The sequence below is a fragment of the Photobacterium sanctipauli genome, assembly GCF_003026495.1.
Classification (GTDB): domain Bacteria; phylum Pseudomonadota; class Gammaproteobacteria; order Enterobacterales; family Vibrionaceae; genus Photobacterium; species Photobacterium sanctipauli.
Genome location: NZ_PYMA01000003.1, coordinates 415,267 through 427,842 on the forward strand (window position 1 = coordinate 415,267; position 12,576 = coordinate 427,842).

Annotated in this window: 9 protein-coding genes; 4 read left to right on the forward strand and 5 right to left on the reverse strand. The window is 48.8% G+C overall.

The window, feature by feature from the left end:
* Nucleotides 1-31 precede the first annotated feature (31 nt).
* Complete coding sequence (locus C9I98_RS08065; protein WP_036815851.1) at nucleotides 32-937, forward strand: LysR family transcriptional regulator; 906 nt, start codon at nucleotides 32-34, stop codon at nucleotides 935-937.
* A gap of 65 nt (nucleotides 938-1,002) precedes the next feature.
* Here C9I98_RS08065 and C9I98_RS08070 read toward each other — a convergent pair whose 3' ends face one another.
* Nucleotides 1,003-1,812 (reverse strand): SDR family NAD(P)-dependent oxidoreductase, encoded by an 810-nt coding sequence (locus C9I98_RS08070; RefSeq protein ID WP_036815848.1) that lies wholly within the window; start codon nucleotides 1,810-1,812, stop codon nucleotides 1,003-1,005.
* 293 nt (nucleotides 1,813-2,105) lie between these two features.
* Between C9I98_RS08070 and C9I98_RS08075 the strand changes: the two genes are divergently transcribed.
* Complete coding sequence (locus C9I98_RS08075) at nucleotides 2,106-2,678, forward strand: DUF2913 family protein (protein ID WP_036815846.1); 573 nt, start codon at nucleotides 2,106-2,108, stop codon at nucleotides 2,676-2,678.
* A 145-nt stretch (nucleotides 2,679-2,823) separates the two neighbouring features.
* Here the strand turns inward: C9I98_RS08075 and C9I98_RS08080 are convergent, their stop codons facing one another.
* The 4 genes from C9I98_RS08080 to C9I98_RS08095 form a co-directional block, all read right to left on the reverse strand.
* Entirely contained in the window at nucleotides 2,824-4,230 is a 1,407-nt protein-coding gene (locus C9I98_RS08080) for a histidine phosphatase family protein (RefSeq protein ID WP_036815845.1), read from the reverse strand.
* 104 nt (nucleotides 4,231-4,334) lie between these two features.
* Nucleotides 4,335-6,326, reverse strand: coding sequence for an alpha-amylase family protein (locus C9I98_RS08085; RefSeq protein ID WP_036815841.1), 1,992 nt, complete (start codon nucleotides 6,324-6,326; stop codon nucleotides 4,335-4,337).
* A gap of 81 nt (nucleotides 6,327-6,407) precedes the next feature.
* Nucleotides 6,408-7,763: a PTS sugar transporter subunit IIC gene (locus tag C9I98_RS08090; protein WP_107271831.1), complete on the reverse strand. Its 1,356-nt coding sequence runs from the start codon at nucleotides 7,761-7,763 to the stop codon at nucleotides 6,408-6,410.
* Nucleotides 7,764-8,018: 255 nt separating this feature from the next.
* Nucleotides 8,019-9,002: a LacI family DNA-binding transcriptional regulator gene (locus C9I98_RS08095; protein ID WP_036823275.1), complete on the reverse strand. Its 984-nt coding sequence runs from the start codon at nucleotides 9,000-9,002 to the stop codon at nucleotides 8,019-8,021.
* A gap of 217 nt (nucleotides 9,003-9,219) precedes the next feature.
* Here C9I98_RS08095 and C9I98_RS08100 point away from each other — a divergent pair, with 217 nt between their 5' ends.
* On the forward strand, nucleotides 9,220-10,818 hold the full coding sequence (locus tag C9I98_RS08100) for an FGGY-family carbohydrate kinase (protein WP_036823277.1): 1,599 nt from the start codon (nucleotides 9,220-9,222) through the stop codon (nucleotides 10,816-10,818).
* A gap of 29 nt (nucleotides 10,819-10,847) precedes the next feature.
* Nucleotides 10,848-12,500, forward strand: coding sequence for a signal transduction protein (locus tag C9I98_RS08105; protein ID WP_036823279.1), 1,653 nt, complete (start codon nucleotides 10,848-10,850; stop codon nucleotides 12,498-12,500).
* Nucleotides 12,501-12,576: the final 76 nt, after the last annotated feature.

The following is a 12,576-nucleotide window of genomic DNA, read 5'->3' on the forward strand; positions in this document are numbered from 1 at the left end:
GCATGATTGATGATTCTGGTTGGTACATTGAATGAATATCGAACACCTGAAATTGTTTGTCCGTTTGGCTTCAACTCACAACATCAGCTCTGCCGGACAAGAGCTTGGCCTATCGCCAGCGGTGGCCAGTTCGCATATCAACAAACTCGAAGAAGGGCTGGGGATCCGCTTGGTGCACCGTACCACCCGCAAAGTATCGCTCACCGAGGAAGGTCAAGCTTTTCTTCCCCACGCCGAAGAAGTGCTAGCCACCGTAGAAGCAGCCCGGGCATCCGTTGGGGCAGGCAGCGAGTCGCCAAGCGGAACCTTGCGGGTTACCGCACCAGCTTCATTTGGCCGGATGCACTTGATCCCTGCCCTGAAGGGCTTTATGGCACGCTACCCACAGCTGATGGTGGATTTTCGTTTTTCCGATTCGATTGTTGATTTAGTGGAAGGCGGGTTCGATATTGCAATCCGGAATGCGGAGCTTAAAGATTCGACGCTCATTGCCCGCAAACTCGCACCAGATAACCGGATAGTGTGCGCATCACCAGAATACCTCGCGCAATATGGCGAGCCAACGACACCCGAAACGCTCAAAGCACACCGGTGCGTTAATTTAGCCGGATTAGAGACATGGGGGTTTAAAACCCCAAGCGGAATACAGAACATCAAAACGCGAGGCTGCTTTCGCTCTGACAATGGCGATGCGGTAAGGGATGCTTGCGTGGACGGGTTAGGTATTGCACTTAGCTCGACCTGGTGCTCTTACCAACACATTAAAGATGGGTCATTGGTTCAAATATTAAAAGACTACCCGCTAGTCTCTGACACGGCTATCTGGTTGGTGTACCCCAGCTCTCGCCTGATAGCACCAAAAGTTAGGGCATTCATCGACTACTTCACCGAATACTATGGCAGCCCCCCCTACTGGGATAAGGCATTAGCGCAATAAACAATAAGAGCGCCACTCCCCTAAGAGCGGCGCTCTATCTATTTTAATGGAGCAACCAGCTCGCGCTATGAGCGCATTGCCGCCAATACACTTTCAATTTTAGCGGTAACCGCTTGGGCTTTTTGATCATCCAAGGCATCTGAGTGCGGACTGCCAAACCGGCCAATATCGTTATCAAAATACTTACCCGCGGCATCTTCAAACTCATCAGACAATGCAGCACGGCATAGGATGTCTGCCCCCACGCGCAAATCGCCACCCACCACACCAAAGGCGCTCTTCACCATTTTCGAGCCCAACAAAGAAGCCGGGTTGACCGACACCACCATTGGCCCCTTGCCATTAAGCGATGCCGCCATCGTGCGCGTCCACATGGTGATAGCCAGTTTACTCTGGGCATAGGCCGCCCCATCAGAGAGCTGAACATTACCCGCCAAGGCTTCCAAATCGACAGGGGCCTGCGCGGCCGAAGAAAGGTTCACCACACGCCCCTTATCGCCAAATAGCGGCAGCAGTGCTTTGGTTAGCAGGTACGGCGCAATAGTATTCACCGCAAAGCGAATATCCAACCCGTCTTGTGTTACTGCCGTTGGCGCACCATATACCCCCGCGTTATTGATCAATACATCAAGCTTGCCATGACGTTCAGCGACTTCCGTTACCAGGGCATCCACATCAGAAAGGCGAGACAGGTCGGCCACGTAGGTTTCGAATTTCTCAGCGCCGTAATCTTGGGCCAAATCACTCGCAACGTTTTTCAGCTTATCCGGGTTACGTCCGTGCAGTAGTACTCGGTGACCTTGTTCTGCCAGCATCTTTGCGGTTTCAAGGCCAATACCATCTGTCGCCCCAGTAAGCAGAATCGTTTTATGCATGTTGAAATCCTCACCTTTAGCCAATCAATTGGCACCGTCACTGTATGGGTTAATCATAAGTGTGGCCCAGGCAATAAACTATTGGCAAAAAGACGAAAACAGTTTCAATGGAATGTTGATAATGACAAGCCATCGCCCGCTTCATTTAAATAACGAACCAGCACTGGTCAATAAATGTGCAGTTATACCGCTGCAGGACAATTGTTTTTCTATATTTCCGTTTCTAACTATATTGTCCACCATGACTAATAGTATGATAGTGTGATTAACGAAAGTTCCAACGCGGTACCCGAATGAGCCAGTCCCAACTCCAACTCGATGTCTGTACACTCGCATTATTGCACCTTGAATTTAAAAAACTCGATAAGCCGCTTTCGCTAGCAGAAAGAAATAACCTGCTTATCCAGTTTCTCAAGCCTAAGATCAAAGCTAACCACTATCGTGCGATCAAGAAATCGACAAAGAAATGGGTGATGATGGGACGTCAGCCTGGTGCCGATCTTGAATCCGTTTTGGAGCAAGAGCAAGAACGACTGCAGGCGGTTTGCTCTACTGATATGTACCGCTTCGTTGATCTTATTGGCGAGATTGAGCAACTTCTGCGTACCAAAGTACAGTACTCCGTCGCCCGCGAAATTGACCTCAATGCGAGATACGGCAAGGTGCTCGTGACCGTTGTCGACGAGGACCTAACTGCCAGCTTTGACGATGATGGCCTGATGATTAAATCGACCCAGATCTTATTCATTGGCAACAGCGAGCACAAAGAAATCTTTTCTGCCGCTATCGAAAAAGATAACAACTTCCAATCTGTCGTCGCCTACGAAGATGACAACCACCTGCGGGTTGAGTTGTTTAGGTTGTAATTTAAAGATAAAAAATATAGCTGGCCAATAAAAGTGGGCAATTAATAACTAAAACTGCCCTAACTTATTAAACCAACTATATTGAAGTTACCGAGATATTTAATCTAATATCAATTGCCTACTCTTATCGGCATTGTCGATAAAATTAAGATCCCTTAACCGCTGTCACTCGGTCAGCTTCAACGTAAGAGCCGATAGTTTTTCTGTACTCTTCCGGCGTGTTTACCGAATCTAGGTAAGACTGGTAGTGCGCTTTCACTTCATCCCAAGCGACCATGTCTTTGCCATCAGCAAACGGGAAGCTCATGACTTGCTCGTTCACTAGCATGCGTACTTGTAGATCAGATGGGTTATCTTGGTTTTCCAATAACTGCCAAATCATGTTGCCGCCCATTGGTACTTGGCCGTACTGCATCCAGCTCTCTTCGCGGTCACGGTCGTAGCCGCGATCCTGAATTAGGCCAAGCGCAATATACAAGCCAGCCATACCGGCATCATGGCCAAAGCGAGCCTGGATATCAGACGCCGCCTTACCCTCTGCCGCCGCCGCAGTCGAGTTCAAAATGTCTTGTAGCAGTGGTTTACTCATGACCTGCTGGGCGCCCTGGTTCATTGCTGCTGGGCCAAAGTAGTAGAACTGCTCCCAGCGAATGATATCGCGAAGCCAGGTGTAAGTTTCCTTACCTTCAGCAGTGTCGACGTAACTTTCAAACGGTGCACACATCTTAGCAACATAGTCTTGCGACGCATCTTGCTGACACAGACGGTACATGGCAAAGACCAACTCACCAGCTGAAGTTTGGTTCAAACCTTCAACATACTGCTCTGCCAAGTTCATCGCACTTTGGCTTGGTCGCTCAGTGTGGTAGTCGAAGTTATCCTGACGCATACGGTACATTGGTGGACGAACGTCATCATGGTAGAAGCGCATATCTGGGTTATTCGGGTGACCACTCTGTGGATCGATCAGGAAGTTGACCTCATCGCCTTGCGCTTTAACCGTCGCTTTCGCGACTTTTTCTACACCCTCAACAAAGCCATCTTGAGTTTGCTGGGCACGCAACGCACCGGAGTTACCAACAATCACCTCCAGCTTATCTTGATCCATTGCCTCAGCAGCTCGCTCACCAATGGCAATCATTTCTTCATAGCCTAGCTGGGTGATATGCCCCGCAGTGTCTTCGCTCCAAGCGTTAACGTAACCCTGGATGTCTTGCTGGTACTGCTTACCTTTTTCGGTCAGCTGACCACGTTCTGCCACTTTGCTGAACCAATCCGCCCACACATCCACCGACTCATGGCGGCCAGTCGCATAGCGAGAACCATGACGGCCCATGATATTGGTATGAACAACGTTGTAGCCCTCAGGTGCGGCTAGCTCACTATCTAGAATACCTTGCTGGACAGGGTAAGGGGTTTGACCGTACAAGAAGAAACTCCAGTGTGCGGTATCACCTGCCCACTCTGGGTTGCCGGTGTCGACAGAAGTAGCATCACTTGCAATAGCGCCCGCAGAAAAAGTAATAGCTAAGGCCAATAGCGATTTTTTCATCTTAAACCTCGTGGTTATTTTTATTTCAATTTATTGGAAAATAATAGTTTTTAGTGTTTTAGGGCTGGCCAGATTTACCAAACCAGCCCCTATTTTGATTTAAATTAGCGGTACTGAAGCTCGACCATCTGGTGGCCTTTAATGGTTGGCACCGTGAACTCAATACGGCCATCGACAACCTCGAAAGGGATCTCCGTCAATTCAGGCACACAGGTCACACGGCTAACCGGCTTCTCCAGTTTCATCGAGAGCTTGGTGTTTGAAAGCGGGATAATATCTTCAACAATCAAGATATTTTCGCACTTAGACTCAGGGATATAGTGCAGTAAATGCACCACGGCACGCGCTGCCTCTTGCTGCTCGTTCACGGTACAAATTAACGAGCTTGGGCCGTCATGTTTCACAATGGCGTCTGGCAGCAGCATATTGATGGCGTTGTGGACCAACTTCTTCACCCAATACGGCGCGCTCTCGGTGTATTGGTTAAAGACAGGGTGAGCAAAGTAGATGGCAGAACCGTTAGCTATCACTGCAGGGTAGCCCGCTTTACGCTTATCGACAGGGGCATGCATATGCGAGCAATAGTGCTCCCATGTACGGTTAAAGTAAGGCACCTTGGTATCGCAAATCACTTCTGCATCAGCCAATGGCTCTACCTGCAGCGCGCGCTGGTACATTGCATGCTCGACACTGTTCAAGCCATGTGCCATCTCACCGGTTGGGATAATGAAATCAGGACTATACGGGGCATCGCCCACCAACTTGGCGCCGAAGAGATCTGTCGCAAAGGCACTGCCTTCAACATTCAAGCCTGAACGGTGAGAGGCAATAATACGACCGCCTTTCGCCACATAGTCTTCAAGCAATGCCGCCAACTTGCCATCAACCGGGACTTCATCTGGCAAGATCAAAAGCTTGTAATCATCAAAGCATGCTAGCGTGTCGATAATGTCGAACTGGAATCCCCCTTCGACCAATACGCGAGCGACCCCTTGCAGCACTTTGGCTTGGTCGCGGTGGTCAATCACATAGCGGAACTCTTCCGGGTTCAACACCGCAATCTCGTTGATGGCTTTCGCCCCCTCACACCAAGGTTCCTTCTTCTCAACTTGCGAATAAACATTACCGATTAGCTGATAGGTCGACGGGCATAGCGTGCCATCGGGCAACATCTGGTCGCCGATAGAACATTTACCATTCAGCGCCAACATGTGGAAGCATTCAAACTCCAATGCCGCTTGGTTTTTATAAGAATGGAAATCCCCCCAGTGGGTATGGAACTTACCCGTCATCCCAAGCACGTCTTCATGCAACGAGCGGGCATAACGAGCAATCACCGGGAAGTGATCATAGCCCCAACCACCTGTTGGCAGTGATTCCACTTCAAGGTGGTTGTAGTACTCCAGCACTTCACGGGTATCGGTGCCAATATGGCCCTGGTTATAAAACACCTCAGAGTCAGCTTGGAAACTACGGATATAGTCGGTGATGTCTTTTTTGAATTCAGCCATCATCTTGGTCGCGAAAGCCAAGCGCTGGTCGCGGTCGGTCACATCATAACCTTGCTCAAGCATATCGGTCCGACACCAATGGCATGAACACTCGTCGGTTTTCACGATATCCAGGAAGAAGCCGTCTGCCTTGAACGAAGTCAAAATATCTTTCAGGTGATCTTTTAGAAAATCACGGTAAGGCGTATTCACACAGAGATCGCGGCGGAAAGTCGCATCATACGCGCCAGCCGTTGGTTTCGCTTCGCTATCTAGGCGTAGCCACTCTGGGTGGCGCTCGGCTGTATACTGATCCCATTGAATCGTCGTATAAACCGGTACACGGATACCGCGCTTGTGCAGCTCTTCAACCTGCTCTTTAAACAGGTGCTTATTCTGCAGGTTCGGGTGAATACGCTCTGGATGCTCCTTCGAGTCATAATACAGCCAACCGTGATGGCAACGTGAAAAGCAGGTAATGGAATTAATACGCGCGGCTTCCACCATATCGGCAAATGCCACGGCATCGAAGTCTTCAGCTATTCCATCGATTTTCTCACTGGTGTGAAAATCAAGGTGAATTTGTCGAAAAGGAAGATGTGACACAGTTGTTCTCCATAAACTCTAAGTTAACTATTTGGGTTGAGCACGTATGCTCGAAATTCTTTCGTTATTGCTTAACTGGATTTAAACGCTCGCTTTTGGCTCAAGCTCTTTGCTCTCAGTTTCAGCCTCGGTAACATCATTGTTCTTAGCGCGTGCTTCCGCTTCTTTTGCCAAGCATTGCTTCTCGAACATTTTGAAAAATGGATAATAAATCAGGACATTAAGCGCGATGATAGACACACTCAGAATAATCGCCCGGTAATCACCGCCTGTTGTCAGGAAGGCGCCAATCGGAGCAGGTGTTGTCCACGGTGCCATCAGGAACATCTTGCCAACCAAGCCCAAATCAACCACGGCATATGCGACAACCGCATTGGCAACAGGAGCCAGAATCAATGGGATGAAGAACGTTGGGTTCAACAGCATTGGCAAACCGTAGTAAACCGGATCACTGATTGAGAAAATGGCAGGCACAATACCGATGCGGCCTATTGAGCGCATATGTACCGAACGGCTTCTCACCAATAGGAATGTCAGTGCCAACAAGCCACCAGTTGCACCATGCACGATGTAGAAGTCCCAGAAGGAATTGGTCACGATGAACATCATTTCTTCACCGGCCTGCATCGCATTGAGGTTTGCCGTCATATTAGTGATCAAGAATGGCGTCCATAGCTGCATCAAAATGAGCGAGCCCGGAATACCACAAAACAGCAGCAGGTGAGTGACAAAAGAGAACAGAACAATGGCGCCCATTGAGTCACTGGCTTTCACTAACGGTGCTAGCCAATCCATCAGCAGCTGCGGAATAGGTTGGCCAAAGTTGCTTTCAAACCACATCACTGCTGGGAAGATAGTGATCACTACCGCCAACATTGGAATGATCATATTGAGCGAATCGGCTACCGCACTCGGTACCTCTTTCGGTAAGCGGAAGCAGATATTGTATTTTTCCAGTAACCGGGTCAGTTCAACCGTAAAAAAGGCGATGAACATAGCGGGAATAAGGCCGCTGCCCCCCATATAGGAAATCGTCATTTGATCGCCTGAATACGGGCCGCATACCAATAAGAATGTCATTACCGAAAGCAGCGCGGCTGGCATTGGTTCGCGCTTGTAGGCCTTTGCCAATTTATAGGCAATCGTGGCAGAAACAAATAATGCAATCGAATTAAATGACATTTGGAATACACGCCACAGCGGATCAGAAACCGATTCGGTTAAATTCCACCACGCCTGGCCAATAGCAAATGTGGTATCGCGGTCAAACGGTGGGAATAGCAATATCAGCATAAAGCTACCCACGATTAGAAATGGTAAAGCGAGAATAAAACCTTCCCGTATTGCAATGATATACGGGTGTTTTTCCATTTTTTCACCATATGGCTGAATATGTGTTTCCATAAAGTGAGTAAAGCGACTTAACCACTGGTTCATGACCTCTCCATAGATTTGCTAACACGACTTAGCAAAAAGGTTACTCGAAGAATTAGAAAGGTATTGTGATCATTCTCAACATTAGAAAAAGAAATTATTTTTTTATTAATAAAGAAGATTTAGTTCACAAATAGTTATTATCGAACGTGAATTAATGAGGAGGTAATATATAGGAATTTGCAGGTAATATAGGTAAGAAAGTATTTTCAAGTATTAAAAAAGCGAGTAAAAGTAACCTCTTACTCGCTTCATGTATTAAGTTCTAACGACAATTTTGGGCGGGATAATATATTGCCTTTGCTCTATTGATTCACCCTTGATTAGCTTTTGCATAATATCCAAAGCCCGGAAAGACAAAGCGGGAATATCCTGCTGAACGGCAATCACAGGATTTTGTAGCAAGCCAAGCATGGAGTGATCATCGAAAGAACCGACAATAATGTCACTCGGAATATTCTGATAGTTTTTACGCAGAAACTCCATCGCTCCTTCCAAAATCGGCAGTGAAATCGTCACCAAGCCAGACGGAATCCCCCCCTGCTGCTTACACAAGGCTTCCATCAAGCGGTAGCCCGTTGCCCGCTCGGTTTTTCCGTCAATTAAAATCGCACTGTCGTCAATTTTGAACACAGACTTGAAACCACGTACACGCGCCTGAACCGTTGGCAAGTAGCTATCCGAGCCCAAAATATATAACTCAGACGACAGCTTGGCGAGCTCGGCAGCCAGCAATCGGCCACCTTCGTCATTGTCTGTCGCAACAACAGGGCGATCAGTGGTATAGAAGTCTCGGTCGAGGAAGACAATGGGTGTTTTTTGTTTTTTCTTGCCGAGTACTTTTTGCCTTTCGGCCGAAGGCGGCGTTACAAACAGACCATCGACGTCGCGGCTAAGCAAATTTTGTACAACCTGCTCTTCCACTTCTTCGTCATCGGCAGTGCAGGCAGTGATCAGCTGATAGCCAACCTCTCGACAGTCTCGCTCCAGCTTCTCAGCTAAGGCAGAAAAGAATGGGTTCGTCAGACTAGGGACAACTAAGCCAAGGGTTTGCGTTTTTTTCAATTTTAAGCTGCGCGCAGTTTGGTTTAGCACATAACCGTACTCATCAATGATGGCTTTTACCTTGTTTTTGGTCTTCTCACTAATGCGGTATTTTTCATCTTGCCCGTTTATCACTAGGCGGACAGTGGTGACAGATACCCCTGCAAGCTTTGCAATTTCATCAACTGTTTTTGCCATACTGCCTTCTAATTCTCTCTTTTAACTGGTGTTTTAGGTACCAACGTAACCTCTGGATGGAAAGCATCTTAGCGACTTATCTCTATCCGCGTCTAGCAGATTACCAAATATTTGACCTTAATCAGCATTTTTTACAATTCCTACCAGATCAATATTGCAGACTCTACAATGATCGTGATAGCTTTTGCTAAGTCGTGTTAGCAAATAGGTCTTAGCAATGGAAAATTTATACATCGGCGTTGATGTTGGTTCAGGCAGTGCTCGTGCAGGGCTCTTCGACGCAAAAGGAAAGAAACTGGCGCAAAGCACCAGTGCCATCTTGCAGTTCCGTCCTAAAAAAGACTTTGTTGAGCAGTCATCCGACGATATTTGGGCGCAGGTTTGTCACGTGGTGAAAACGGTTGTCCAGCTCGCCAACGTCAAACCGGATCAAGTGAAAGGCATTGGTTTTGATGCCACCTGCTCGCTGGTTGCGCTTGATGCAGAAGATCAACCTGTCTCGGTATCACCGACAGGGGATCCTCAGCAAAACATCATCATGTGGATGGATCACCGTGCGCTGGTTGAAACGAAAGAGATCAACGCAACTAACAGCAAAGTATTGGATTTTGTTGGCGGCGAAGTCAGCCCAGAGATGGAGCTACCTAAGCTGAAATGGTTGAAGCGCCATTTACCCGAACAATACCAGCAAGTTTCGCGCTTTTTTGATCTGGCCGATTTTCTGGTTTACCGCTCGTCCGGCGAAGACATCCGCAGTACTTGCACCAAAGTCTGTAAATGGACTTACCTTGCCCATGATAAGCAATGGGACGAAGCCTTGTTCAAGCAACTCGATCTAATGGATCTGCTAAATGAAGGCAAGATCGGCCAAGCCATCGTTCAACCGGGAACACCGGCAGGCAAGCTCACAACCAATGCAGCCAATGAACTGGGGCTAACCACCAACACGATTGTCGCTGTCGGGATGATTGATGCCCACGCAGGCGGCGTTGGTATTATCGGCAAGCAACCAGAATCAACCCTGGCCATTATCGGCGGTACATCCTCTTGCCATATGGCAGTCAGCAAGAAGCCGATTTATGTCAAAGGGGTTTGGGGTCCCTACTGGGATGCCATGGTGCCAGATATGTGGCTGAGCGAAGGTGGTCAATCTGCCGCAGGTGCGCTTATCGATCATGTGATCCGCACCCACGCATTCTATGGCGAGCTTATCGCGATGGCGGAAGAGCAAGGCTGCAGCGAATACGAGTTGCTCAATAACGAAGTGCTGCTTTTGGAAGCCAATGACCCTTACTTTATGGCCAACTTCCACATGCTGGGCTACCACCATGGCAACCGCTCACCACGGGCGAACCCGCACCTTAAAGGAATGGTCTGCGGGCTGACGCTTAATGCGGGGCTAACCGAATTAGCCATCCAATACATGGCAGCGATCCAGTCGGTCTCGTACGGTACTCGCCATATTATCGAAACCATGAACGAGGCCGGCCACGCTATCAAGCGCATCAACATGTGCGGCGGTGGTACCAAGAACCCACTATGGCTGCGTGAACATGCCAATGCGACAGGTTGCGAAATTGTCCTCAGCACCGAAGACGAAGCCGTGATCTTAGGCTCGGCAATGCTGGCCGCTACAGCATGCAAAGAACACGAACACTTAACCGATGCGATGGCAGCCATGTCTTCTGAAGGCAAGGTGATCCAGCCGGAGCCTCACACCAAAGCATTCCATGATGCCAAGTACCAGGTTTTCCATGCGTTGTATGAAGACCAAATACGCTACGACGCCATCATGAGCGAATTTAAAACCAAGTAAAACGAATGAATAAGTCTGGAGATAGATTAATGTCTACTTTAACTCTACAGTTACCACAATCAAAAGCACCTCAATCTTTGGCTGACAAAGAAGTCTTTGTTATTGCCAATGGCGACCTGCGCGATAGCGCCAACCAAAATTGCTGGCCAATCCAGGAAAAATTCGAAGCCAAACTAGCCAATGTGCTGGAAACACAATTCGGCTACCGTATGCGCCGCGCCCACCCGGTCAAAGCAGAGTCTGGCCACGGCTTTATCAGCAACCAGCGTGAAGGTTCAGACATCATTGCAGGTATCGACCCAACAGCCCCAATCATTGTCCTGATGACGGCATGGCAATACTCTCACCATGTCGCGCCATCATTGGTTCATCACCAAGGTCCGGTACTGTTGTTGGCTAACTTCGACGGTACGTGGCCAGGCCTTGTTGGCGCCCTTTGCATGGCAGGTACCCTAAATAGCCTAGGCAAGCCACACAGCCGACTATGGTCAGAAAATTTCGATGATGCGTTCTTCTACACCGGCCTGCAGACTTGGTTGGAGTGCGGCGAGCTGAAACACGATACCAGCTACCTGCAGGAAATCACCAAAGCTCACCCGGTAATGCAGTCGGCAGCTGGCCAACAAGGCAAGCAAGTTGGTGAGCATATTCTTAAGAACAAAGAAATCATGGGTCTATTCGATATGTTCTGTATGGGCATGATGAATGGTGTCTTCCCGCAAGAGTCTCTGACCAATATCGGTATGCCTATCGAAGCCCTGTCCCAGTCTGCCCTGCTACATGAAATGAGCTTGGTGCCACAATCGGTGAAAGAAGAATGTTTGCAGTGGTACATCGATAAGGGTATGACGTTCAACTTCGGTGAAGATGCAGCAACGGAACTGACTCGCGAGCAAGTACTAGAGCAGTGTGCCATGCTGATCGCCATGGTGAAATTTACCGACCGTTTTGGCCTTACGAGTGTTGGGGTCCAGTACCAGCAGGGCCTGAAGGATTGCTGTCCGGCTTCTGATTTTGCCGAGGGGGCTATCGGCTCCAGCGAACGCTTCCCTGTAAGCAACGACAACGGCGAGATCATCCAAGCTGGTAAGCCGATTCCGTGCATCAACGAAGTTGATATGGGTACCGCTATCCCGCAAACCATGCTTTACCGCCTGCTAGATAGCTTCAACCTGCCATCTGAAACCACGCTGCACGATATCCGTTGGGGTAGCGAGTTTGAAGGCACTTTCTACTGGGACTTCGAGATTTCTGGGTCGGTACCTTTCGAGCATATCAAAGGTGGTATCGCCGGTGCCATTGGCCATCGCCAGCCAGCCATGTACTTCCCTCTGGGGGGCTCAAGCATTGGCGGCCAATGTAAGGCCGGTCGCTTTGTTTGGGCACGCGCTCACTACGAAGGCACCGAGGTTCACATGCACATCGGTACGGGTACCGCTTTTGAATTGCCGCAAGAAGAATTCCAACGCCGCTTGGAAAGCACAACCAAAGAGTGGCCGCTTATGAACTGTGTACTTGACGGTGTAGGCCGAGATGATCTGATGGCCGGCCACCAGAGTAACCACATCTCTGTGGCGTATGTCCCAGAGCAGCATATCGATGACGTTGTTAAGGCCTTTGTTGCCCAATCACTGACTCAAAATATGCGTGTCCACGTTGCTGGCGGCATTAACTTAGACTAACTCCGCCCCAAAGCCGCCATCGCAATGATGGCGGCAATACCTTAACCGTAAATAAAGCCACCAGCTTATTTTACGG